Source organism: Dyadobacter sp. HNCC25DJ185, assembly GCF_056895195.1.
This window is the reverse complement of record NZ_JBXHAR010000006.1, coordinates 93,154-119,318: the sequence shown is the minus strand read 5'-3', so window position 1 is coordinate 119,318 and position 26,165 is coordinate 93,154. Positions and strand designations below refer to the sequence as shown.

Here is a 26,165-nt window from a genome sequence, read left to right as displayed (position 1 = left end):
ATCGAGATATATAGATATTAAAAACATAGTGTGTGTATAGTGTGAAACAGGGCATGGAAATTTTTCTATGCCTTTGTTTTTTTACCATTCTGCTACAATTTTCGCTTCGCGGTACCGGTGAACCAGGAATAGACCCTTAATAGCTCGTCCATCGCCTCATGGCCAGTTGCATTTGCCACGGATTTCTCCAGCAACTTTCCTGCTAGTGCGACGTCTTCCTCCCAGTTTATTTTACTCACATCACTAAAAACCTTGCAAAATGTCGGGCGGGTTACAGCTGATGATGCAAGTACTGGAATATTTAACCCGAGTGCCTCGTGAATGGATAAGCATACGCCGTCGGTGGTGGTGTTGCGGATGAACGCATCCGATGAGCACAGTATATTTCTGAAATCGTGCAGCCCGGTAATGAAAACCACGTTTATGGGTAGTGTGCCCCATTTTTTTTGGAGAAATGCCGTATAGTTTCCGGAAGGATCGGAAACAATCAATCCGACTTTCGGAGATTTGCTGAGGTGCTGTAACAAGGCTGAAATTCCGTACGTCTCTTTCCCATTCTTGTCAAAAGTGAGGTTCCAGGCATTGGTAGAAACGACCAACGGATGGTTTTTTCTGAATTCACGCAGAGTTTTTGCGATTGCAGGATGGATAGCGCCTAACGGAGGTGGCGGAAGATAGGTTGATATAAGTTGCGCTTTTTTATTCCATACGAGCGCATTTTTTAAACTTTCCTCATTTTGGACAATCGGAACAGTACATAGCCAGGCTGAGATATTGACAAGCCAGTTTGGAACACAGCCGTACCGCCCCCAATTTCCATGATATGTGATCAGCAACGTCTTATTGGATAAACGAAAAAATACGGCTAACAAAGCCTGCAGGTATGGCCGGGAAACATGAAGATGGCAAATACGGTGGGTTAATATTTGAAAAATGACTTTAAAGAGCGGCTCTTTCCCAAAGTCGCAAAAGATATAATCGGAGAAATTCCGGCACTTCAGGTTTTCAAACAATCTGCTTACATGAACGGATACCCCACCAACAGGCGGAGGGACTTTTCCCACTATAAGAATTTTACCCATTTGTGGAGAAGTTGTCTGACGGCACTATGCTTTTTCCATAAAAGTAGAGGCAGAGTAACAGAACAGGTGCGATGCAATTTACCGTGACGCTTTTGGCAGGAATAATGACAAACACGCTGCCGACGGTGTGATTGAAAATGAGGTAAAAGATCAGACTGGTAAGGAGGAGTGTATATTTCTTGCCCACCCGGATCGTGCGGAAAAGTGAAATTGCAAGCACTGTAAAAACGGCATACATATAGATTGTCCCCAGCAGCCCTTGTTCAGCCAGCAAAGTGTAAAATAGAGAATGTGCTTCCCTATAGCCTGGACCGAGTATTTCAAAACTTCCTGTGCCATGGCCGAGCAGCGGTTTTTGGAGAAATAGCGCATAAGCAATGTCGTGTATGCTGGTCCGCCCGCTGTTTATCTGTAATTTCTCAATGACTGAGGAGGCTGACTGGAAATCTCCAAACCGCAATGCCCAGAAGTAATTGAGATCCTGCTCTCGGAAAATGGTCATGCATTTTTCTAGGAATGGTAATACGATCAACGACGAAATCAAGAGCTGTGCCATTTGTTCAGCCCGGGAAACAAGCAGGATGGAAATCAGCAGGTAAGGTGTAAGAATAAAGACAGCGCCCCGGGAAAAGGAGAAAATGACAACGCCGACCAAAATGCTTAACAATACCAGGAAGATAAGAATGTGCATTTTACTGCGTCGGAGATAGAGTAATGCAAACGGCCAAAGCAAAATGAAATAAGCCATAGTGACATTGGTGTCGGATATGTTCCTGGTTGCCAAAAGATTATCGGAACCTTTGTACTCGGCCCCGGCGATAATTAGGCCAAAAGTGCCCAGACCGAGGACGACATATAACAAGCACAGGTATTGCTCTATTTCTGATCGGAAATTGATTGCGCCCATCGCGTTCCGCAGGTAAAGAAAATACATGGGTAAGATCATGAGAAACAGTAAAGAACCACCTACTGCAATTTGGGATAGGTTAGGCGAGATGCACAGAAAGTAAAACTGGACTGCTCCCCACATAAGCATAAATAGTTTCTCAATTTTATTTAACAAAACATTTGTGCTTAGAAAGAAGATAAAAAAATAAATGGTTAGGATTATAAATGGAAAAAGCCGCCATAAGGAATTGGCCCCGGCTGGGAATGAATACTTCTGAAAGAGGTGTAAGAACTGCGTGAAAACAGGAATGCTCAGCACATGGAACAATTTGTGCCGCGATCTGAAAAATAGTGCAAAAAAGCAGTAGGTATAAAAGGAAAAGACAACAGTTGTCTGAAATGGATTGTCACCTATAATCAGTATCTGGTCAAATATTTTGCCTGAAATTGCGACGATAATGAAGGACAGTAACGCCTTTTGGCCTATTTCTATCATCAATGTAACCATTCTTCAACGATTCGTAGTATTGCTGGAACTGATTCTGGCTTATCATAATAGAGGATCGGCAGGGCTGCCTTAACATAATTTTTATTTGGAGTTTGGCCTCGCAAATTCGTGTCCAGAAGGGAAAACAGTTCTTGTTTGCTGAACACTTTCTGATCGGTTCCAAGCCGGTTTAATGGGAGTTGATGCGCATAATCATAAAGCCGTTTCACAGACTGGTGATAAGGCAAGCCGTATTTCCCGTCGTATGCAATGCTGATAACTGGTTTGTTACAAGCCGCAGCGTCCAGATGAATTGTTGAGGCGACCTGGACACATACATCACAGTTTTCGAGCATTTCGGCGAGTGAATACAGGAAGTTAGGGTGGGGCAGCCATTTGTAAAATACCTGCTCAGGTTTTGTAGCCGAAATCCCCGGATGCCATAGCAGCAGGTTAGGTATTTTCAGAAATGGCTTATAAAAATGAAACGGGTCGGAGGGGTGGCATCTTATTATTGCAGTAATACGTTCGTTGTGCCGAACGTATTCAGCCAAATCTGCAAGGACTAGATCCTGAGTTGGGAAGTGTTTTCGGGCACTCGTAGCAAAGAGAATAATTTTGTTTTGCGGAGATATGCCAAGCCGGTTGCGAAAGCCAGTCGGGCTATTGCTTTTGTTATGATCTCGGAAATAAATGTCAAATCTCGGTATCCCGGTAATAAACACTTTCTCCTGCGTATTAAAAATGGAATAAAACTTTCTGAACTCGTTCGCCATCATCTCGTTCCATACGAGTATATAGTCATGTCTTGCATTGATTACGCCTTTTGAGGTAAGGTTATCCCAGCTGATCACCATCGCCAGGGTTTTGATTTTAAGTTTAGAAACAGCGTTGATAACAGTGTTTTCCCTGATGTCTAACGGAGATGAAGAGATAACCCCGTCGAAACGACCATTGCACAGTTGGCAAAAACCCATTTTGCGTTCGGATAGAAAAATAATGTGCCTCCGCAAATTTTTGAGAAGGCACTTTGAAAGGCTTGGCAAAAACCTTAGCAGACTGGCTAATTGGATGATGAAACGTTGATGAACGCTTTTTGTTCGCGTCTTGATCGACTCCGTTTCTATTTTGAAATGAATTGAAAAAATCGTTTTCTCCATTTGGCGGAGCAGCCGCATCAACTTTCCCTCCTTAGGTAACTCCATGTTTACGAGGTCCACCATTATGTTATAATGCTGGTTGATATGCAAGATCTCCGCGTGGCCGATCATAGTCGAAAGTAGGCTGACATGGTATTTTTCCGACAGTTTCGAAAGAAGACCGCTATGGATTAAGTTCATCGCCGCAAAGCTATTTGTGATCATGATTAAGATCCTTTTTCTGTCCTGGACTTCTGCGTTGCAATTCCCGGGATGCCATTTGCCAGTCATATGGGGTGTCGATGTTGATATTGGAGTCATTATTAAGTACCAGGCCTGCAATCTTCCCGCCCAGCAGTAAACCTTTTTCGATGAGAGCCACCTTAGAGATGTAAATTTTTCCGTCACGATGGTAGGAGTCTGGCAAATCTTGACGTCTGGTTATCAGCTCGGTACCAAAATTCACAAACCCCAGAGATGTGTCGGCAAGCGGCCGGAGGGCCCAGTAAGGATTAAACCGGTCGGGAATCCTTTGAACAGTGACCAAGCTGTCGGAGCCTGTTTCTATGATGTGTCGAATTGCTATATCGATAAGATCAGAACTTCGGAAAGGAGAGGTTGGCTGTAATAAGGCTACGTATTCGAAAGCCAGGCCCTTTGTCAGGTAATAATTGAGTGCATGGCGAACCACATCAATGGATGGGGAATGATCTTGTGCAAATTCTGCCGGGCGCTTGAAAGGAGCTTCTACCCAGGGAAATCTATGGGCAAATTCAATCGTCCGGCTGCAATCACTTGATACAACTATCTTGTCTAAAAGTGCGGAATTCCGGGCGGATTCAATGGTGTATTGAATAAGGGGTTTATCGCCCAAACGTTTCATATTCTTGCCGGGAATCGCTTTTGATCCGGCCCTGGCAGGGATAATACCCAGGATTTTTGGTATAGGGTTCATCAGTATGTTATTTTCTTTTCAAATGACAATGGTATCCCAGCGAGCAAATCCGCTATTTTCCGACCAGCTTTCCCGTTCCCGTACAGAAAGTCAGGAACGTAGTGACCATGGTTTAACTGGTAAGAAATGCCCTGGATAATGGAATTCACATTAGGGTCGGCGTCCACCACATTTTTACCTCGTTCCCTGCCCAATTGCCTTGTACCAATGTTGACAACCGGAACACCCAGACAAGCTGCTTCCCGAATTCCTGTGCTCGAATTTCCAATAAGACATGCGGAATGCTTCAGAAGGTTAAGAAAATGGCCGGAATGCATATTTTTAAAAAAATGAACAGGATGTTTTTTCTGGACTTCCCTGAATGCTCTGATCCCTTTCGAGGTGTCACTGGTACCATAATCCGCATTGGGCCAGAACCAAAGTGTCTGGATATTCAATGCGCTGATGGCTTCCAGCGTACTCTCAATCTGTTCCCTCGAATGTTGATACTCGGTTGTAACGGGATGTTGCAGGACGATCACATAGGGATTGGAGAGGCTTGGGCGGGTACCAACGCCTCCATAGATCTGATATGGGTCGAAAGTCAGTGAATTGCTTTCTAACATCTGTATTGCGAGATCAATGGATGGACAGCCTGTCAGATGTATTTTGTCGGGATCTTCGCCTAGTCTGATTACCCTTTGTTTTGCTGCTTCGGTGGCTACGAAATGAAAGTCCGCCAGTTTAGTGATAGCATGTCTGACTTTCTCATCGATATTACCAGTCACCTCGCCACCTTGAATGTGCACCAGGGGAATATGCATATAAGATGCTGCAATGGCTGTCGACATGGTTTCAAATCGGTCGGCGATGGTAACAACGACATCGGGACGAATGTTTTCAAAAATCGTGGAGAGCTCAATGATGCCTAGACCGGTTGTTTTCGCAGCAGAAGTGCAATGGGTGGGCTCTAGGAGATTATGTATTGTTGCGCTGACCGTGAGTTGATCTCGTTCGATCGCAGATCTCAGAGAACCAAACTTTTCAAGCAATGCACTGGCACATACCACCAGCTGGAGCGCAACGGACGGATGAGCCTCCATGGCGGACAGAGCGGTTTTGATACGGTTATAGCTAGCCCTCGCGGTTATTACTACACAAATTCTCCGCATGGTCACAGATGGGTTTCGGTCAGGAAATCCCATTCATTGATATCTCTTGTCAGCGGTCGACCCAGAATGCTTCTGAAATGTTTTGCAGATATTCCGAATCCGGCGGGTTTTTTGGATTCCAGATCATCAAATGTGAGCAGGTGGCCTTTTCTAAGGCTCTTATTGACGGCTAGGGATTTACCAAAAATCCTCCTCAGATGCTTGAATTCAGAATTCTCTGATTTATCGACGGGGTTATTCATCGCAATTTCAATCTGTCGCACACCCCCGATCATCAGCTCAGCCTGGTCAATTGTTAATGATGATGAAGTGTCTGGTCCAGGCATTCTTTTATCAAATACAATATGAAACTCAAGCAGGCGGGCCCCTGCACCGGCTGCGGCCAGGCATGCAAAAATGTCACCTGAATGGTCGGAAAAGCCAACAGGGATTTGATACCGTTCATTGAAAAAAGGGATCATATTGATTCCCCATTCATAAGGCTGCGTGGGATAGGCAGATGTACATTGCATGAGCGCTAGGCAGCAATTACGGCCGCTCAGGTAATCAATTACATGATCCAGTTCGGGCAGGGAACTCATTCCCGATGATAGGATAATGTTTTTACCGGAGTCGGCAATCTTTTCGAGGATCAGCGGGTTATCGATCTCGCCTGATCCTATCTTGAAGGAGGAAACTCCGATTTCATCAAGTAGGTCGATGGCTTTTACAGAAAAGGGACTCACAATAAAGTCGAGCTTCTTCGACTCACAATGCGCTTTTAATGCGGTCCATTGTGACTTCGAGAATTCCATTCGTTTCCAATACTCCATTCTGGTTTCATTTTGATAAGAAAGTGGGACCCTGAACGGTTCATGGACACTGCTTTCTGCCTGGGCAATATGCATTTGAAATTTGATGGCGTTCACACCGGTCGGCGCAATGGCATCGATGTAAGCATGTGCTAGGTTGATGTTCCCATCGTGAGCTTGGCCAATTTCCGCGATGAGGTAGATGCTGTTCATTGGTTTTTTTTGTTAAAATTTTAGCTTTCCGACTAAGGTGGTAAACAGGTTTGAGCTTGTGTGATCATAGCCGTAATCGTATTGATAGCCATGATATTGCTTTACTCCATTAAGAATAAGGTGCAGATTGGGGAAATGCTTTTCTTCGAAAATGCGCGTCAAATCGTCCAACTGGTGCCTGAATGTAATCTCCTGGCGGATCACGTAGAGCGATAAATCCGTGTAACGACTCAGCAGACGCGCATCTGTTACCAGACCTATCGGCGGCGTATCGTAAATGATATAATCATACTGTTCGCGAAGTCCTGATATTATTTCCGCTACCATGGGCGAAGCCAGCATTTCCACGGGATTGGGAGGAGGATGCCCCGAGGTGATAATGTCAAACGAATTGCCCGTTCCATGGCTTTGAATGTAGTCTGTGACATTCTCATGAGAAGTAAGCAGGTCACTGATCCCGGCTGTCTTTAAGCCAAGGTAAGTGCTTAGTGTTGGCTTTCGCAAATCGAGCTCAACGAGAATCACCTTCTTGCCGGATAACGCCAAAGAATGGGAGAGATTAACTGCAATAAATGATTTCCCTTCACCACCCATGCTCGAGGTAATTAAAATAGCCTGGCAACTGTGACCTGAATAGAAGATATTGGTTCTTAATAATCTGAACTGTTCAGTGGTGAGGCCGCGCTTGTCGGGATCGAATGTTTTTAAAATAACCCTTTTTTGAAGGCTGATTTCTGCGAGTATGGGTACGCGGCAGTTTTCAAGAACTTCCGTTTTAGATCTTATTCTGTCATCCAGAATATTTTTCAAATGGATCAGCAAGACTGGCATCGCCACTGCGATCATTGCGGATACCAACAAGACGAGCTGCTTATTGGGTTTGGAAGCTGTCGGTTCTGCGTGCGGAGCATCTATTACTCGCCCATCCGCAATCGTCGAGGACTTTGAAATGGCGGCTTCGACTTTCTTTTTAAGCAGAAAAAGATATAGCTCTTGTTTGATTTCCTGTTGTCTCGTATATTCCTTATACGTCTTTTCCAGCCCTGGGATCCTGGAGATCTTGACTTTGAATCCGTCGCTGTAGCGATCAATTGCATGGATACTGACTTTCAATTCATTTTTCTGCGATGAGATTGCGTTCAGCAAATCCAGCTTTAACATCGCTAGCTGGACATCCATGGACTGAACTAATGGATGCGACTTCGAAACTGTTAATAGTGCCTTTTGACGCGATAGTTGGACTTCGTTATATTTTTGGGCGAGCAGCGTAAAGCCTGGCTCTTGTTGAAATAAAGATGACGGGACCACATAATCAGGACTTTTTCTCAAATCTTTCTCAAGGGATTCAATCACTTTCAGACGGATCGCCTGACTATTTTCCTCTTTATTATATTGATCAGTAGTCTGAAGCAGAATTCTGGCGTGCTCGCTGAGATTGATAAGCTGGTTGTAGGTGCGGAAACTTTCAATTTCTTTTTCTAGTATCTCGAGTTCCCTGGATACTTCCGCCAGGTTTCTGTTGATAAATACAATGGTGCTGTCCGAAATCCGATTTTTATTGCCGATGCTTGATTGTACGTAACTGGATATCAGTCTTGCCAATATGGCTTCGCCCTTTGCCGGAATCTCGTCGTTGAGCGATAGGTTAACCGTACTTGCCATTTTATTGGTGGCAGAGATAGTCAGTGCATTCGAATATTTTTTAATTACTTCTTCTTCGGGAGACAATACGATAAAATATTGATCGTCGCTTGCCTGCTGGTAACTTGTACTTGTTAAAACGGCTGCACCTTGCGGAAGCATTATCGTGTCTGAGAGGCGACCAGGGAAAACCTGGTTTTCGCTGGTCAGTTCAAACAAGCCCGGGCCGGAAACTTTCAGCTTATATCGAGTGGCTTTTCTGACCAACGGAGGTTTTAAGAAAGTAAGTCTGAATGGGGATTTCTCGTACAATTCAGCTGTTTTCAAACGCCCGGAAATAAAGTATTGAACGGTAAGCTGCAGATCTGCCACGACCCGCTGCATGAGGCTACGACTTTTAAGGATCTCAACCTCGTTGTCGACACTACTTTTTACTGGGGAAAACCCGAAGTCTTCGAGCATTGATGCATCCCCAAACTCTGCTCCGCGAGAGTCGTCTCGTATCAGCAGGGATGCAGTAATAAGGTACTGGGGGGAACTATATCTTAGAAACACCGTAGCCGATATCGCACATACCAGGCCGGAGAATATGAACCAGTACCAATTTGCCCAGACTTCTCTTAAAATACCTAGGTTGATTAAACCTTGATTTTTGTTGGTGTATCCTGTCAGTACTTCTAAGGTTTTTCCGCTCATTAAGTCTAAAAGAGGGTGATAAGACTTAGACGCGCACTTGTAAATTAGGTAACTGACTTTTTGTAAATTTTTATTTTGCAATGAAAAACCCTGTCCATTTACATTGAATGAACAGGGTTTGAAGGCAAGAAAAGGCTAATATCAGCCGAAATGAACTTTGACTTTTTTGAGCGCAGATGCGACAACCTGATGCATATCATAATATCGATACTCGGCAAGCCTTCCTCCAAAAATTACATTTTCTTCTTTTGTGGCCAGTGCTTTGTATTGGTTAAACACGGCAGTGTTTTTATCATCATTTACAGGATAATAAGGCTCCTCGCCCTTTACCCATTCTTCGGGAAATTCATGGGTAATAACTGTTTTCGGCTGCGTGCCGAATTCAAAGTGCTTATGTTCAATAATCCGGGTAAATGGAGTTTCTCCATCGGTATAATTTACTACGGCATTACCCTGATAATTTTCCTGATCAAGAAGTTGGTTTTCAAATCGCAGGCCCCGGTATTCAAGCTGGCCAAAGCGGAAATCGAAATATTCGTCGATAGGTCCTGTGTATACAACAGTCTGTGCAAGTGCAGTCAAGGCTTCTTTTTCCTTAAAGAAATCTACGCCTAGTCGTACTTCTATATCTTTTAGCAGTCCTTCGGTGAGTTTATTGTAACCTCCGATAGGAATGCCCTGGTAGCGGTCATTAAAGTAGTTATTATCGAAAGTAAACCTGACCGGCAGCCGTTTGATGATGAAAGCCGGCAGTTCGGTGGCTTTTCGACCCCACTGTTTCTCGGTATAGGCTTTGATCAATTTCTGATAAATATCAGTTCCGACTAATGAAATAGCTTGTTCTTCAAGATTTTTAGGATCGGTAATTCCGGCCTCTTCTACCTGCTGACGGATTTTTTCTTTGGCTTCTTCCGGTGTACGCACTTTCCACAACTGGTAGAATGTGTTCATATTAAAAGGAAGATTATAGAGCTCGCCATTGAAGTTGGCAACCGGCGAATTGGTGTATCTGTTGAATTCTACAAAGGAATTTACATAGTCCCAAACGTCTTTATCATTCGTGTGGAAAATATGTGCGCCGTACTTGTGGACATTAATGCCTTCCACGTTTTCACAATAGATATTTCCACCCGTGTGTTCACGTCGGTCGATAACCAGGCACTTTCTGCCTCTTTTTGTCGCTTCGTGTGCAAAAACCGAACCCCACAAGCCAGCACCTACTATTAAATAATCATATTCTTTCATTAACCTGTTTGTATTTATGATGAGTATAATGTGTTGTTATAAAAAGAAAGGCTCCTGCGGGGAGCCTTTCTTTTTATGGTATTTCCAAAACTGCTAAGGAAGAAGTTTCAATTCTACCCGACGGTTTTTCTGAAGACCTTCGCGTCTTGCGCTGTCAGCTATTGGTTTGAATGATCCGAAGTAATCTACGATCACCTTGCTTGGGTCGCTCAATCCGGCTTCGTTGATCAGGTAGTTTTTAACTGCATCAACACGGCGTTTTGACAGTGCAATATTGTAGCGGTCAGATGCACGACGGTCTGTGTGACCTGCCAATTGCAGACGGCAACCATTCAGGTTCATCAACTTCGCTACATTTTTAAGCATTTCCTGAGCTTCTGGCTTGATCGTATTTTTGTCCGTGTCGAACATAACGTTGGCAAAGATCTCGCTGCAAGCCGCACCATTTTTAAGTGCATTTTTAACATAAGAATCGAAATCCAGAACGCGGCCGCTACCATCCACTACGCTTCCTGCTGGAGAATTGGGTTCCTTATCGAAGAAGTCAGAAACACCGTCACCATCGGTATCAAGCAATAATCTTGGGTCGATATCTTTTGGACGGTTTGCTTTTGCAACGGAATCCATTTCTTCAAGTGTAAGGATCTTCGGTGGTTTGATCAACACTTTTGGATCTGTGTAACGCAAGTGGTAATATCCACCTTCATCAGGTTTGTAGTCCCATTTGCCGTCCACTTTTGCAACTTTAAGCGGGTTTTTACCCAATTTGTATGTTACCTGAACAGATCCGTAACCGTAGCTGTCCAACTCGGAATTGCCTTTGTGAGAAGTCTTTTGATCTTTGATGTTAAAAGAATTCGGTGTTCTGTCGTAGTCACCGCCATAAGTAGCATCCAGGTAGTCAGAATTTGTATGGTTCAAACGGAAGTCAAGACCAATATCAATTCTTTTGGTCACTTCATAGTTGACATTCAGACCTGTAGGGATAATCCAGTCATTCTTGCTTCCGGTCTCGCGAAGTTTAACTCCACCAGTAAGATCGTACGCAGTTGCGTCGTAGAAAACTTGACCCACACCCACATACGCATCAATTTTCCAACGCTTCATTTTGTTAGGGCCCATTAAAAGACCTTTCAAATTGACGGTTCCTGCAACTGACACATCAAAGTAATTACCCTCAAAATAACGGTTGTACATGCGTCGCTTCATACCTCTGAGGTTACCAACAGAAAGGTCAAGACGAGATCCGAACCAGTATGAAAGCTGTTTGTTTAAAGTTAAACCGCCCTGAATTGTTCCGGATTCTTTGTGACTATCGGAATTTGTTTTGGTTACAGGCCAAAAATCATATTCTCTCAAATCTCCAAAAAACATAGATGGGCCAATATGAGCAGAAACTGACCATGTGTTCAATTTGTAAGGGCCATCGTAGGTTGCTTTGGGATTGTAATCCGGAGAATTCGGTTGCACTAGTGGTTGTGCCAATGAAGGCAGCGCCATCATTGCCCCCAAGGCAAACGAACAAATCAACTGGGATACTTTTTTCATACTATTCAAGTTAGCGTTATTAGATTAACTAGGATTGATCGATAGTCAATTATGAGTAAAGTTATATATTTAGTTTCATGGCCAATTGTACGTTAACCAAATGCCTAGTGCGACAAAAATAGGTTAACAATATCACTTAATCAACCGAACTTGAGACAAATGAAAAAGTTTCCTGATAATAAATTTAAAATTTACCCGAAAGAAACGCCCTTTTCCGAACTTTCAAAGCCGTTGATTTATTTTTTTTTCTATTTCGGCCTTCCATGAGACGAAACTACCGTCTATAATTTTCTCCCTTGCCGTACCGACCAGCCACAGATAAAAAGTCAGATTATGGACACTTGCGATTTGTGATCCTAACATTTCTCCAGATTTTACTAAATGTCTCAAATATGCCTTACTGTAAAAAGTACTAACATATCCTCCCAAATTTTCGTCAATCGGTGAGAAATCATCCTTCCATTTTTCATTGCGGATATTCACTACACCTTCCGTTGTAAAAATCATGCCATTGCGGGCATTGCGGGTTGGCATCACACAGTCAAACATGTCGACACCCAATGCGATACATTCAAGGATGTTCGAAGGTGTTCCCACGCCCATGAGGTAGCGCGGCTTATCCTTAGGCAAGATATCACAAACCACTTCTGTGAGCTCGTACATGATTTCTGCAGGTTCCCCCACGGACAATCCCCCGATCGCATTGCCTTCCCGGTCGCAGGATGCAATAAATTCTGCGGATTGCTTTCTAAGGTCTTTATAAACACTGCCTTGAACAATGGGGAAAAGTGTCTGGCTGTGGCCGTAAACTGGGTCGGTATGATCAAATCTTGTACAGCAGCGCAGCAGCCAGCGGTGCGTCATTTCCATGGATTTCCTGGCATATGTAAAGTCGCACGGATACGGTGTGCATTCGTCAAAAGCCATGATGATATCCGCTCCGATAATCCGTTGGATATCCATCACATTCTCGGGTGTGAAAGTGTGTACGCCACCGTCAATGTGTGACTTAAATACCACACCTTCTTCATTAATCTTTCTTCCAGTCCCAGCTAACGAGTACACCTGATAACCGCCACTGTCCGTAAGCAGAGGCCTGTCCCAGCCATTGAAAGCATGTAACCCGCCTGCGCGGCCGATAATATCCAGCCCTGGCCGCAAGTATAAATGGTAAGTATTCCCTAGTATGATTTGTGCCTTGATATCTTCCTTCAACTCCCGCTGATGTACTGCTTTTACCGTTCCCGCGGTTCCGACAGGCATAAATATAGGTGTCTGAATGATCCCGTGATCGGTTTCGATCAACCCTGCTCTTGCCTTCGACCGGGGATCTTCTGCTTGTAGTGTAAACTTCATTACGGTTTTAAATTGCTGGCGCGCAAAAATAGGTTGAAGGTCTCTAACATTCCTGACAATGACAGTATATTTGTAAGAAGTATGATAAAATTTTACATCTCTCTTCTATTGTGGCCGATTCTTTACTCTATGCGCTAGGGGTGTTTGTATCTGTTCAAATATTCTATTATCTCTTCTTTTTTACACGACTTGCATTTTACGGGAAAGGCGCGAATTATGGAAATTCAATGCCGGGGGTAACAGTACTCGTATGTGCCTGGAACGAAAGAGAAAATCTTACGGAACTGTTGCCTTTGCTTGATGCACAAGAATATCCGGAGTTTGAAGTAATCCTTCTGGACGACCGCTCTGATGACGGCAGCGAAGAGTATATCAGGGAAAATATTCAGCAATGGAGGCATATCCGTTACATTCGGATTAATGACCAGTTTGACCATGTAACCCCCAAAAAATATGCATTAACTGTTGGGATGAAGCAAGCCAAACATCCAATCGCCTTGATGACCGACGCCGATTGCCGCCCTTCATCCAATCACTGGATTACAGCTATGACTTCCCGGGTTACAGAAGATAAGGATATCGTACTGGGGTTTTCTCCTTATGCGAGAGAGGCAGGTTTGCTCAACTGGTTTATTCGATGCGAAACATTTTATACTGCGGTCCAATACCTTTCATTTGCGCTCGCCGGGCTTACTTACATGGGCGTTGGTCGTAACATTTTATACAAACGGTCTGTTTTCTTCGCAAATAAGGGGTTTTACAAACACAAGCATGTATTCGGTGGCGACGACGACATTTTTCTAAATGAAGTTTCTACAAGTTCGAATACGACCATATCCATTGAAGAAGATTCCTTTGTTTATTCCAAGCCTAAGACAACCTGGAAAGACTGGTTCCGCCAAAAAACCAGGCACATTTCTGTGAGTCGTTATTATAAGTTCCGTAACAAGATACTGCTGGGAATGCTTTCCGGAACGCACGTTGGTATATGGGTCGTGGGAATAGGGGCGTTGGTATTTGGGATCGTTACCCGAAACATGTTGTTTTTACAATACCTTGGGATCATTACGGGCATAAGATGGATTATTCAATGGTTTTTGCTAATCATCATCAATATCAAGCTTGACAAAACCGTTGAGTGGTTTACCTTTTTATTCATGGATTTCGCATTATTCTTGTATTACTTTATTTTCGGAATCCGCACGTTGACCAGCAGAAGACCCCGCAGAACATGGAATTGATCACCAAATATTTCCCCGATCTCACCGAAGACCAGCGTAGCAAGTTCGGGCAAATGGAGGAACTGTACCAGTTCTGGAATGCCCGGGTCAACGTGATTTCGCGGCAGGATATCGATACATTATATGAGAGGCACGTATTGCACTCGCTTGGTATTGCCAAAGTGCAGGTTTTCAAGCCGGGCACGAGTATTCTGGACGTGGGGACCGGGGGTGGATTCCCAGGAATTCCCTTAGCGATACTTTTTCCCGGAACAGAATTTCATTTGGTTGACAGCATTGGCAAAAAAATCCGCGTGGTGCAGGAAATTGCTGCTGCTCTGAAACTGGATAATGTAAAAGCCGAACAAGTTCGGGCCGAGAGGCTGGAAGATACTTATGAATTTGTGGTGAGCAGGGCGGTTACACGCATTACCCCATTTGTCGGCTGGGTGAAAAACAATATCAGCCGCAATTCATTTCACGAGCTCAGGAACGGGATTTTATACTTAAAAGGCGGGGATCTTGCCGAAGAATTGTCCGAGTTGAAGCAAAAGTCGAGCATTTATGAGCTTTCGGACTATTTTGACGAAGAATTCTTTGAGACTAAAAAAGTCGTATACGTACCTTTGTGAACATTATTTAAATAACCTATTCTTATGAGCGAACGTTTTAGCGCTAGTGGATTGATGAATCCACTTTTTCCTGATGAAATCACTTTCGGAGAAAAGGGCGTAACCTTCAAGGTCAGTAAGCTTTTCAAAAGTACCGACAACTTTGTTTTTTATTCCGACATCTCAGGTGTGGAAGTCGATAGCGGCATGTTTTTCTCGACGATCAGGGTGATCCCGAGAATGCGCCCTGAAATTATTATCAATAATTTTACTAAAGGTGATGCTAAGAAAGTCAAGGAGTTAATCTTGCAGAAGGTGCAGAGCTGACATTTTTTTAAAGCTTATTCTTGCGCTGTATAAATTGAATCCTTAGATTTGCACCAGAATTCGAGTAAACAACCGGATTAAGATTCCTGAATAGCTCAGCCGGTTAGAGCATCTGACTGTTAATCAGAGGGTCGTTGGTTCGAGCCCAACTTCGGGAGCCTTTAAAATCAAGCACCTATAAGAGAAATCTTATAGGTGCTTTTTTCTTGCTTAAATATCCTTTGCGCTAGCACCCCAGTACGGATCAAAGCGGGGATCAGTACGAAAAGGAATCAAACTTCCCTGGTATCTCAGAGCGCTTGCTGCCTTCTCACATTGCACGCAGCGAACCGCATGTAGTCTGGCGAGGGGGTGTTCTCCTATGCGCTCCACAAGTTTTTGATTTGATCCTGTTCTGTTTCAACAAGCATTTGTTGCATTAGAGCAAATGTGTCATTTTTGAGACAAGTCCACTAGTTGCGCCGGCTTCATCAAAAAAGATTTGTAGAGCATGAAGTTTTTCTTTATTCCCCCTTATACTCTTGGCTTTTATCGGTTTTGGCCAGGTAGTCAAATTCAGCAATCCTGCTTCTGTCGCGAAGGCAAATGGTTATTCACATGCTGCAATTGTTGATTTGGGCAATTCCAAAATGGTGATCATCGCGGGATAGGTTGCACTTGACAAGGAAGGAAACCTGGTCGGAAAGGGCGATATGGAAAAACAAGCTGAGCAGATTTTCACAAACATTAAAAACATTGTCGAAGATGCCGGCGGCTGGTCAACGGAGCTCGTTCAGCAACGCTACGATCACGCCTCCACAGGAACTACCCCAGCATAATCAGTCAGCGCTAACAAAACCAGCGTTAAACGGTTGAGGGGCAATTTTATAGAATTAAGTCTACATTATTTTGCTGGCATCGTCAGAGATTCTTAGTTTTACTGAGTGCTGATTGGGCATAGGCAGAATTTACCCCCATATTATGAATGAAAGGCGTAATTCGTTTTCGCCTCGGGAATTGGACATTTCAGGGACAAATCGGAAAGGTGTAGGAGAAAGGCTTTTTGAGGTGATGACGAATAACATGCACGACTATGCCATTTTCATGGTGGGTGAGCTTGGGCATGTAAAGAGCTGGAACAGAGGGGCTGGAATGCTGCTTGATTATCTAGACAAGGAAATTCTCGGGAGTTCTATCAGTGTACTATATGACGGCAGCGTAAAGACAGATCTGTTCTATGATCATATCCAGGACGCATTATTAAACTCCAGGTCTACCGCGGATACCTGGCTGGTGGAAAGAACTGGCAGGAAATTCTGGGCTAACATCAACTACACGGCCCTTTACGAGGATAACCAGCTTTTAGGATACGCGGTGATGGTTCGTGACCTGACCTTCAGTAAATCGGTTTCGCAACGACAGGATGATTTTACGTTTATCCGTGATGAACAAACTGAGAAAGAAGAGAAAATTTTCAGCCGCTTGTTTTTCAAAAAATTGGTGGAGGCCGATCAGGCGGGAATTTCTCTTATTGACAAAAATCTCAATTTTGTTTACCGCAGCCCGGCAGCAAAAAGGATCACCGGCTGGGGTTCGGAAGATAGGTCACAGAGTGCCATCCGCGATATTATACATCCCGAAGACCAGCAAAAAGTGAGGCTGGTATTTCAGGAAGTATTGATGACTCCCGGCTTTTCGAAAGCTTGTAATTTCCGTGCAAGGCATTTTGATGGGCATTTCATTTATATGGCGGGTGTTTTTACTAACATGCTAGATGATGAAGATATTGAGGCTATCATTCTCAATTTCAGAGAGGTAACTGTTGAGGCGGAGGCAGATCAGTTGTTGCGGCAGACGATCCAGGAGTTATCTGCTTATAAATACGCATTGGACGAATCCTCCATTGTCGCCATTACAGACCAGAAAGGTCAAATCAAGCATGTAAATGATAATTTTTGCAGGATATCCAAGTACAATCAGGAGGAACTGATCGGTCAGGACCACCGGATAATTAATTCGGGATTTCACGAAAAGTCTTTTATCAAAGAATTGTGGGTGACCATAGCCGACGGGAGAATTTGGAAAGGGGAAATTAAGAACAGGGCAAAGGACGGAAGTTTTTATTGGGTCGATACTACTATTGTTCCTTTCCTTAATGACAAGGGCAAGCCTTATCAATATGTGGCGGTCCGTTCGGATATTTCTGACAGAAAAAAAGCGGAAGAGCGGGTTCAGCAATTGAATGAAAGGTTCTCCCTGATTGCCAGCACGATCAAGGACGCGTTATTTGAATGGGATTTTGTGACCAAAAATATCTGGTGGAGCGAGAGCCACTACATCATGTTTGGCTTTGATCCGGCCCTGCCGGTACCTTCGCTGGACGAGTGGCTACTGAAGATCCATCCCAAAAGCCGTGCGATTTTTACCGAAAGTATCAACGAGATCAGGAATAAAGGACTGTCGAGCTGGCAGAATGAAGTGATGTATCAACGCGCAGATGGTACCTACGGAACGCTGCTTTCGCGAGTATTTCTGGTTTATGATGAACGTCATGAACCTCAGAAAATGCTTGGCTCATGCATTGACATCACTGAACGGAAGAATGAAGAGCTGCAAAAGAGACTTTTGTCGGACATAAGCCTGATTTTTAGCAAAGAAATAGGGCTGAAAGACATGCTTGATGAGGTACTTGGCCTGCTGATGAACTTCGCGGACTTTCAGCTTGCGGAAGCCTGGCTTGTTGCAAGTGACCACAAAAAAATTAGTCTGACAGCCCAATGCGCGCAAAGTGACGCAATAAGGGATGTTTTTGGTAACGAATCACAAATCAGCGATTTTAAAAAAGGCGTAGGTTTGCCTGGCATAACATGGAAAAGTCAGAAGGTTCAGTATTGGAACTGCCTGGAAGAACATACGGATTTTCAAAGGCGTAGGTCCGCCCGGGAAGCAGGGCTGCAGTCCGCATATGGCGTTCCTCTGTTCCATAACCACAAGATCATTGGCGTTCTGCTGTTCGGTCTGGCCGCAGACAAAAAGCCGGAAAATATATTTTCGGATCTTTTGAATAGCCTTGGGACCCACATCGGCGCGGAAATCAGAAGGAAGCAGTTGGAAGAGGAATTGCACCAGATTTTCAATTCTGCCCCAGGCATTATCTGCGTTGCAGGCACCGATGGTTATTTCAAAAAGGTTAATCCTGCGATGTGTGCATTGCTGGAATATTCGGAAGAGGAACTGTTGTCCCTGCCGATTGCGACATTTCTGTATCCCGACGATTTGCAGGCTACCATGGGCAGGATCAGAAGCTTCATAACCGGAACCCGCACGACGTATCTTGAGAACAGGTACCTGACCAAATCGGGCAAGCTGAAGTGGTTGGCCTGGACAGGTACAAAATCCCCGGAAGAAGGGCTTATTTTTTGCGTTGCCAAAGATATTACCGATAAAAAAGAGCTGGAGAATCTGCTGGAAAGAACCAACAAACTGGCCCGTATTGGAAGCTGGGAAGTGAATGTGGCCAATGAAACGGTTTATTGGTCCAGCATTACGAGACTTATCCACGAGGCGGAGGAAGATTTTATGCCAGATTTCGGAAGTGCGACATCGTTTTTTAAAGAGGGAGCCGACAGGGAAACGGTCTTGAAAATGTTTACCGACTGCACCCAGCGGGGCACGCCAATCGATGAAGAATTGCGGATCGTTACCTTCAAAGGAAACGAGAGATGGGTGAGGGTGATTGGTGAGGCAGAACTGGTGAATGGAAAATGTAAGCGGATTTACGGAAGCTTTCAGGATATCGACGCGCAAAAGAGGAATTCGATTGAGCTGGAAGAGTCTGAAAAACGCTACAGCAGTCTTTTTCACCTGAGTCCGCAGCCTATGTGGGTGTATGACATGGAGACACTTCGGTTTTTGGACGTGAATGAAGCAGCTATTAGGCATTATGAGTATTCAAAAAGTGAATTCTTGAGTATGTCTATTAAGGACATACGACCTGCCGAAGACGTTACCATACTGGAAGAAGCTTTGGAAGCGTCTCAAGAAGATGTCGGCCATAAAGATTACACATACACTTTTCGCCACCGCAAGAAAAGCGGGGAAGTGACCTTTGTCGATATACAAAGCAACCACATCTGGTATAAAGACAGGCCAGCCAAGGTTGTTCTGGCGACTGACGTAACCGAAAGACTTCAATATATTGCCGCTGTCGAAAATCAGTATAAAAAATTAAAAGAGATTTCATGGATACAGTCGCACGTGGTCCGTGCCCCGGTAGCACGGCTTATGGGCCTGATCGATCTTATCAAAAACTTCGAAAACTCCGAAGCGGAAAAGGAAGAAATGTTGAATGGTATCCTGAGTTCGGCCCACGAATTGGACCGCATTATTAAAGATATATCGGAGAAGGCGCGGGCGGATCAAGAACTGGATCAAAACAGGAGGTTTCTACGGCGTAATCACCAGATTAGCAAATGAGGGGTCAGACAATGGCCCGGCCCATAAACCAATTTTCCCGCTTGTGAATTTGCCCAGGCTTTCTACTTCAAGGCTTGGCGTCGAAGAATTATCGGTATATACCTTAATTGATCTGCCAGTTACTGTAATTTTTGCGTGAAACCAGCCATCAGGATTGGGAACAGGGTTTACCCTGTTTTCGTACTTTCCCGGGAAATTAGCACGCAGCTTTTCCCAGGGGAATTCCGGCATTGAAACATATTGCACGGATCGTGGCCGGCGAACGGTGTCCGGATTCATGAAGTTGAACGGACGGAAATAAACGATTTCACTCACCTCATAGTCCTGCAGGTGAAATGCGATGCCAACGAAACTTTGTTGCAGCACATTTTTTCCTTTTACGTCAAATTCAATCGTCCCCCCTGAGAAAGTGAAATTTTTCAAAATCATAAATCCTTCTTGCTCGGCAACATCGAATCGGACTGCTTTTTTGTCGCCCTCAGTAAAATTCTGGACCTTACGATTTTTGACTTCCCATAACTCAGAATTATGCAAATCCGGTCGAATGGCCTGGCCCAGGACGGGTAACGTAGTAAGAAATGCAAGAAATGGTACGAGTAAGATTTTCATAGCTGGTCGTTTTGATCTCGGATAATTCATCTGTACAAAGATCGGCCGATTGGGTTATTTTTGATTGTTCAAGTTTGCGCCAAAAACATACAAACGCGTAAATTTTTCTAGTCATGACAAAAAACGGAGAAGAATGGGCGGTTAGTCGCTGCCTGGCGCTGATCGAGTCGAAACTCGGCTGGGGCAGTAGCGAAAAATGGACGAACTACGATTTTGAGAAATTAAGCGAGGATATCGATAACAGGACCGGCGTCCGTTTGAGTGTAACAACCTTGAAAAGGATCTGGGGAAAACTGAAATATGACAGCGTGCCGACGCTGACGACCTTAAATACATTGGCGCAATTTGCAGGCTTTGCCGATTGGCGAAGTTTCAAGCAAAGTGAAAATAACAGTACAGTCGCAACTGAAACCTTTAAACCAATCCCAGCTGAAATTTTAGTCCCGGAAACTGCCCGGCCCAAGTTCCGATATTACTGGCTTTTATTGCTATTGGTGCCCATCATCCTGATTGGCTACTTGTTTGTTCCGACCAGGGGGAAAACCATGTCAGGCGTCGCTGCAGACAGCAAGTTGTTCAAATTTCGGGCGGATAAAATGGTCACAGAAGGTGTGCCCAATTCCGTTGTTTTCCACTATGACGCCTCCGCCGCAAAATCAGATTCAGTCTTCATTGTACAAACCTGGGATTTCAGAAGAAAGAAACTGGTCCCTAAGGATCGGCACGAGCATTCGTCCATTTACTATTACCCCGGTTTTTTTCGTACCAAACTCATCGCGGATAATGAGGTCGTGAAAACACATGACCTTTGGATTACCTCCAATGGCTGGCTAAGTCTGGCAGAGGATGAACCCGTGCCGCTTTATTTCAAAAAAGAAGAGACTATTAAAAACGGCATTGTGCAGGTCGATGAGGATCTTTTGAGGAGGTATAATCTGTCGTTGCATCCCAAAGCCCCGCAAATCCGCTTCTTCAATCAGCGGGATATGGGCGGCCTCATGAGCGATAATTTTACTTTTGAAACCTACGTCAGGAACGATTTCAGCCAGGGGTGCAATGCCTGCCAGCTGGTAGAAGTTTTGATCCAATGCAAAGACGACATCATCATCATCCCGTTGTCTGCCAAAGCCTGCGTAGGAGATTTATCACTGGCTTTCTGCGGCAAGTTTGTAAACAGCAAAGAGGCGGACTTATCAAGATTCGGAGCCGACCTGAGCCAATGGACGAAGTTGAGGATTGTGACGATTAACAAGAAAGCGACCATTTTTGTCAACGACGTGAAGGCCTACTCACTGGCATTTCCCAATGACCCAACCGGCGTTGTGGGAGTTCAGTACCGGTTTAACGGAACTGGGGCGGTAAAGGGAACTTGGTTTGAAGGAGGCGGCGAGGTGACACATTTTTAGGCTTCTCAAAAACTACCACACGATTTCAGTGTTGATCAGCTTAAAAATGTGCAGTCTTCCTATAGCCCATACCGTTATTTTTCTCTTGCATTTGAAAGGCCAATTTGTAATATTTATTCTATGATTTTTGCCTGAGTGACTTTTACAAATTAAAGACTATGAAAGCTCCTTTGATTTGCGTGCTCTTTGTGCTATCGGCCCTGAGTGCATTTGGGCAAATTGAAATAATCAGGAAGCTGAAACGAACGCTTCCGCAGCTCAGAGATAGTATCCAGTATGTGGATGCGCTCAACAAGATCTCCCTTCTTCTTTACGAGCAAAATGCGGATAGTACGCTCTACTATTCCCTGAAGGCGCGCGACATAGCGGCCCGTCTGGATTACCGGAAAGGACAGGCCGACGCGACCAATAACCTGGGTATCGTGTTTGACATCAAGGGCAACGTACAGCTCGCACTTCGCTATTATAACGATGCCTACAACCAGTATTTGGCGATAAAAGACTCTTCCAACATTGTCCAGACCCTGATGAACGTGGCGATGGTGTACAACGTCAGCGGGAAAGATCAGAAAGCAATCGGCAATTTTAGACGGGCACTTGCGATCGGAAATCGCATTGCCCAAGACTCGATAACCGCACTCGCGATTTACAATTACATGCTGCTTTATCCGGACGATTTCAAAGGAGAGGCCAGGAAAAAAAACATAACCAGAGCCATGGCTATTGCGTTGAAATATAAGGATGTACGAACACAGCTTGCAATTGAGCAGCTGCAAGCCAATGACTATATTTCCAGAAACCAGCGTGAAAAGGGGATTAGGTTACTAAAACAGGCACTTACACAAGGCCTGCAAATGGAGCTTTTCTTTTTCAGCATAGATATGATGATCCAGCTCGGCGATTTGTCTATTGATAATCAGCCAGATACTGCGATTAAATATTACGAACAGGCACTGAAAATAACGGAGGAAAAGGGCTACCGGGTCTATGCCCGTGTAATTCGCAAAAAGCTTTACGATTATTATAAAAGTAAAAACGATACCGCCAGAGCATACATTTACAGCCAGGAATTGGTCAGGCTCTTTGAGGAACAGGCCGAGGTAGACAGAATTTCAGGAATAGATTACATAGAGTATGCGGTTAAGGACCAGGCATTAAAATCGGAGCAGGTTAAGGCGTTGTACAACGCACGTCTTTTGTGGCTCGCTATCGCTGTGTGTATTCTGACGATCCTTAGCATTGTGTTCTTGTGGAGAAACTGGATGTTGACGAAAAGGACTAATGGGGCGCTGCAAATGCAGTTTCGTCAATTGGAATCGACGACCGAGGCTTTGGAATTGAGTAATCAGAATTATGCGAAAGTGATCAAAATAGTAGCGCACGACTTACGTAACCCAATTGGCGCGATCAATGGTATCAGTACCATTTTGCAGGAAGATGATCTCTCCGCTGAGGAGCGTAGGGAGTTTGTCCAACTTATTTATGAATCCAGCAATAGCTGTATCAAACTGATTGGAGATTTGCTTGCCACAGACTTTTCCTTCAAAGAATCAGAGCTGCATAAAGAAAATATCAACATGGGTCACTTTCTCCAGCAGGTCGTTACTTTATTAACTTTAAGGGCCAGTGAAAAAAATCAACAACTGATCTTGAAAAATCTGATCAATATCGAAATCCTTGCCGACCGCGACCGGCTTCTGCGCGTTATCAATAACCTGATAGTCAATGCAATCAAGTTCAGTCCGATTGGCGCAACGATTGAAGTAGGTACCAGTCAAGCCCATGAAGGGATTGTGATCTCCGTGAAGGATTACGGCCTGGGAATCCCCAAAGAGGCGGCCGCTAAAATTTTTGATCCCTTTACGACCTCGAAAAGAACCGGTACTGCCGGTGAGCAGCCCTTCGGATTGGGATTATATATTTCAAAGCAAATTATAGAAGCCCATCACGGCAGAATCTGGTTCGAAAGCGAGCCGGAAAAAGGAACAACTTTTTTTGTTCTGCTTCCAACTGGTTCAACATCAAACAAAACCCAAAATCAATTCCCGTTGGCCTCTGCCAATGGATAGCACTATCCCAATGCAAGATCTCAACCGCCGCAAATTCATCGAACTTTCTGCCATGGCCGCTGCTGCCATGAACGTATTGCCGCCCCTGATCCAAAAGGCACTGGCGGTTGATGCGCATAATCCGACAAAGTCCATTAACGATGTGCAACATGTGGTGATCCTGATGCAGGAAAACCGCTCGTTTGATCATTATTTCGGTACAATGAGAGGCGTTCGGGGATTCGGAGACCGGTTTCCGGTTCCTTTGGAGAGTGGTGAGAGGGTATTTTGCCAGTCGGATGGGAATAAGATCGTTCCGCCTTACCGGGCCGACAAAAAAACCATGAATGCGGCATTGATCCACGGTACCCCGCACGATTTTCCGGATACCCAGGCTGCCTGGAACCAGGGAAAATACGGATTCTGGCCGAAGTTTAAGACGCCGTTTTCAATGGCTTACTACACCCGGGAGGAAATCCCTTTTCAATACGCACTAGCCGAATCTTTCACGATTTCCGACGCATACCATTGCTCAATCGCCACCGGGACGGATCCCAATCGTATTGTTTTCTGGTCGGGTTCCAATTTTAATCCTGAGAAACGGGCCGCCGGTATCAACTGTACCGATCAGGATTCGGAACCTGTAAATCTGCGCTGTTGGGTAACCATCGACGAATCCCTGCCGGAACCACATTATAAATACCGCGGAAACGCGTTCAAATGGGATACTATTCCAGATGTCCTGCAAAAGGCTGGTATCAGCTGGCGGATCTACCAGGATCCCAAAAACAACTGGGATGGTGCGATGCACGGCTGCCTGGCTTTTGAAAGTTTCCGCAATGCAAAATCCGGTTCACCGATCCATGAAAATGGCATGAAGCATTGGTCATTGGAAGATTTGACAAAACATGTGAAAGACAATACGCTGCCCCAGGTGAGCTGGATATTGCCTCCGCAAGACGATTCTGAGCACCCGGGAGCACCTTCCAGTCCAAACCGGGGCGGCGATTTTACGCATCAGGTACTTACGGCGCTCACTTCCAATCCGGAAGTTTGGAGCAAGACGGTTTTTTTCCTGACTTTCGACGAAAACGACGGCTTGTTTGACCACGTACCTGCCCCGGCTGTTCCTTCCTACAATCTTGACGGAACATTGGCCGGAAAATCCACAGTCGATCTGGCGGGGATGTATTTTAATAATGACAAAGGCACTTCCGAATTCCCCAATGAATTTCACGCCGAAAGTATGTCAAAGGGAGGCCCGGTCAGGAAGCGGATTTACCAGGATAAGCGTGATAACATTTCAGGTAATTTGCGGCCGTGGGGGATGGGCCCGCGCGTGCCGCTCTATATTGTTTCGCCTTGGAGCAAGGGCGGCTGGGTGGACTCGCAGGTGGCCGACCATACGTCGGTCGGCCAGTTTCTCGAAAAGCGTTTCGGGGTTCACCTTCCGGCAATTAGCCCGTGGCACAGGGCGGTAAGCAGCGATCTCACTTCAGCCTTCGATTTTGTAAATCCTAATGATCCAGTTTTTCCAAAGTTACCTGCCACGGCCAATTATGACGATATTGAGAAAGCCTCCCGGCAATTGCCCCCGGCTGTTGCCCCTGCCACTGTAACACCTCTTTTTCAGGAAAGGGGAACCAAGTTTTCGCGTGCATTGCCTTATGAATTGCATACGCATTGCAAACTTGATAAAACGGGAAATAATTTGAACTTGAAATTCGATAACTCTGGAAAGGCGGGCGCCGTTTTCCATGTTTATGATATCAAACACCTGGACCGGATTCCCAGACGCTATACGGTCGAGTCTGGCAAATCACTTTCGGATAATTGGGACTTACTGGCCGATACCGGTTTGTATGATCTGGAAGTGTATGGACCAAACGGCTTTTTCAGGCATTTTCGGGGCGACGCGAAAAAAGTGGAGCCGGAGATTTTGGTTAAATATGGCCCCAAAAAAGGAGTAATCTCATTGGAAATTGTGCATGATGAGAAAAGCATTACGGATCTCCTGGTCATTGGCTCCCAATACGGCCCTCCTTCTGGCGGGCCGGTGAATGCAAAAGAAAAGTATGAAGAGACCTGGACACTGAAAGACAGCGGCAATTGGTACGATCTCCGCGTTACGCTCAAAGGGAACAAGACTTATTTCCGCCGCTTTGCCGGTCGTGTTGAAACCGGAAAGCATGGCATCACCGATCCTGCGATGGCAGCGGAACTCGATTTATAGGCGCCCGATCATTCCCGTTGGACTACCATTCTTTTGAGGAGCCTTTCATGACTTCCTGCACTTC

Annotated in this window: 19 protein-coding genes and 1 tRNA gene; 9 read left to right on the top strand and 11 right to left on the bottom strand. The window is 44.9% G+C overall.

Annotated features, from left to right (window positions below; translation table 11 throughout):
• Positions 1-92: 92 nt before the first annotated feature.
• From AC1XUF_RS17985 to tgt, 10 genes are all read right to left on the bottom strand, one after another.
• On the bottom strand, positions 93-1,082 hold the full coding sequence (locus AC1XUF_RS17985) for a glycosyltransferase family protein (protein ID WP_483343211.1): 990 nt from the start codon (positions 1,080-1,082) through the stop codon (positions 93-95).
• On the bottom strand, positions 1,075-2,016 hold the full coding sequence (locus AC1XUF_RS17980) for an O-antigen ligase family protein (RefSeq protein WP_483343210.1): 942 nt from the start codon (positions 2,014-2,016) through the stop codon (positions 1,075-1,077). The genes AC1XUF_RS17985 and AC1XUF_RS17980 overlap by 8 nt, the downstream gene beginning before the upstream one ends.
• Positions 2,017-2,465: 449 nt before the next feature.
• Positions 2,466-3,821, bottom strand: a complete 1,356-nt coding sequence (locus AC1XUF_RS17975) for a CDP-glycerol glycerophosphotransferase family protein (protein WP_483343209.1) — start codon at positions 3,819-3,821, stop codon at positions 2,466-2,468.
• Complete coding sequence (locus tag AC1XUF_RS17970; protein WP_483343208.1) at positions 3,808-4,551, bottom strand: acylneuraminate cytidylyltransferase family protein; 744 nt, start codon at positions 4,549-4,551, stop codon at positions 3,808-3,810. The genes AC1XUF_RS17975 and AC1XUF_RS17970 overlap by 14 nt, the downstream gene beginning before the upstream one ends.
• Positions 4,551-5,702: a UDP-N-acetylglucosamine 2-epimerase gene (gene neuC, locus AC1XUF_RS17965; RefSeq protein WP_483343207.1), complete on the bottom strand. Its 1,152-nt coding sequence runs from the start codon at positions 5,700-5,702 to the stop codon at positions 4,551-4,553. Before neuC ends, AC1XUF_RS17970 begins: the two co-directional genes overlap by 1 nt.
• 2 nt (positions 5,703-5,704) lie before the next feature.
• The gene (locus AC1XUF_RS17960) at positions 5,705-6,706 is read right to left on the bottom strand and encodes an N-acetylneuraminate synthase family protein (protein WP_483343206.1); all 1,002 of its coding nucleotides are present in this window, start codon (positions 6,704-6,706) and stop codon (positions 5,705-5,707) included.
• A gap of 12 nt (positions 6,707-6,718) precedes the next feature.
• Positions 6,719-9,043, bottom strand: a complete 2,325-nt coding sequence (locus tag AC1XUF_RS17955) for a GumC family protein (protein WP_483343205.1) — start codon at positions 9,041-9,043, stop codon at positions 6,719-6,721.
• 141 nt (positions 9,044-9,184) lie between these two features.
• On the bottom strand, positions 9,185-10,288 hold the full coding sequence (glf, locus tag AC1XUF_RS17950; protein WP_483343204.1) for a UDP-galactopyranose mutase: 1,104 nt from the start codon (positions 10,286-10,288) through the stop codon (positions 9,185-9,187).
• Between the two features lie 93 nt (positions 10,289-10,381).
• The gene (locus AC1XUF_RS17945; RefSeq protein WP_483343203.1) at positions 10,382-11,836 is read right to left on the bottom strand and encodes an OmpA family protein; all 1,455 of its coding nucleotides are present in this window, start codon (positions 11,834-11,836) and stop codon (positions 10,382-10,384) included.
• A gap of 222 nt (positions 11,837-12,058) precedes the next feature.
• Positions 12,059-13,192: a tRNA guanosine(34) transglycosylase Tgt gene (tgt, locus tag AC1XUF_RS17940; RefSeq protein WP_483343202.1), complete on the bottom strand. Its 1,134-nt coding sequence runs from the start codon at positions 13,190-13,192 to the stop codon at positions 12,059-12,061.
• A 110-nt stretch (positions 13,193-13,302) separates the two neighbouring features.
• Here tgt and AC1XUF_RS17935 point away from each other — a divergent pair, with 110 nt between their 5' ends.
• From AC1XUF_RS17935 to AC1XUF_RS17910, 6 genes are all read left to right on the top strand, one after another.
• Positions 13,303-14,433, top strand: a complete 1,131-nt coding sequence (locus tag AC1XUF_RS17935) for a glycosyltransferase (protein ID WP_483343201.1) — start codon at positions 13,303-13,305, stop codon at positions 14,431-14,433.
• Entirely contained in the window at positions 14,424-15,044 is a 621-nt protein-coding gene (gene rsmG / locus AC1XUF_RS17930) for a 16S rRNA (guanine(527)-N(7))-methyltransferase RsmG (RefSeq protein ID WP_483343200.1), read from the top strand. Before AC1XUF_RS17935 ends, rsmG begins: the two co-directional genes overlap by 10 nt.
• A 24-nt stretch (positions 15,045-15,068) precedes the next feature.
• A complete protein-coding gene (locus AC1XUF_RS17925) occupies positions 15,069-15,350 on the top strand; it encodes a hypothetical protein (protein WP_483343199.1) in 282 nt (93 codons plus the stop codon).
• 84 nt (positions 15,351-15,434) lie between these two features.
• Positions 15,435-15,508 (top strand) — tRNA-Asn (locus AC1XUF_RS17920).
• Positions 15,509-16,042: 534 nt separating this feature from the next.
• Positions 16,043-16,168 (top strand): hypothetical protein, encoded by a 126-nt coding sequence (locus AC1XUF_RS17915; protein WP_483343198.1) that lies wholly within the window; start codon positions 16,043-16,045, stop codon positions 16,166-16,168.
• Positions 16,169-16,310: 142 nt separating this feature from the next.
• Positions 16,311-19,805 carry a PAS domain S-box protein gene (locus AC1XUF_RS17910; protein ID WP_483343197.1) on the top strand — a complete coding sequence of 1,165 codons (3,495 nt, stop codon included), beginning with the start codon at positions 16,311-16,313 and terminating at the stop codon, positions 19,803-19,805.
• On the opposite strand, the gene AC1XUF_RS17905 is transcribed toward AC1XUF_RS17910, so the two are convergent.
• A complete protein-coding gene (locus tag AC1XUF_RS17905) occupies positions 19,776-20,414 on the bottom strand; it encodes a hypothetical protein (RefSeq protein WP_483343196.1) in 639 nt (212 codons plus the stop codon). The two genes, AC1XUF_RS17910 and AC1XUF_RS17905, sit on opposite strands and share 30 nt — an antisense overlap.
• 113 nt (positions 20,415-20,527) lie before the next feature.
• Between AC1XUF_RS17905 and AC1XUF_RS17900 the strand changes: the two genes are divergently transcribed.
• The 3 genes from AC1XUF_RS17900 (at position 20,528) to AC1XUF_RS17890 (ending at position 26,101) form a co-directional block, all read left to right on the top strand.
• On the top strand, positions 20,528-21,820 hold the full coding sequence (locus AC1XUF_RS17900) for a hypothetical protein (protein ID WP_483343195.1): 1,293 nt from the start codon (positions 20,528-20,530) through the stop codon (positions 21,818-21,820).
• A gap of 158 nt (positions 21,821-21,978) precedes the next feature.
• Complete coding sequence (locus AC1XUF_RS17895) at positions 21,979-23,889, top strand: tetratricopeptide repeat-containing sensor histidine kinase (RefSeq protein WP_483343194.1); 1,911 nt, start codon at positions 21,979-21,981, stop codon at positions 23,887-23,889.
• Positions 23,890-23,899: 10 nt separating this feature from the next.
• A complete protein-coding gene (locus AC1XUF_RS17890; protein ID WP_483343193.1) occupies positions 23,900-26,101 on the top strand; it encodes a phosphocholine-specific phospholipase C in 2,202 nt (733 codons plus the stop codon).
• Positions 26,102-26,165 lie beyond the last annotated feature (64 nt).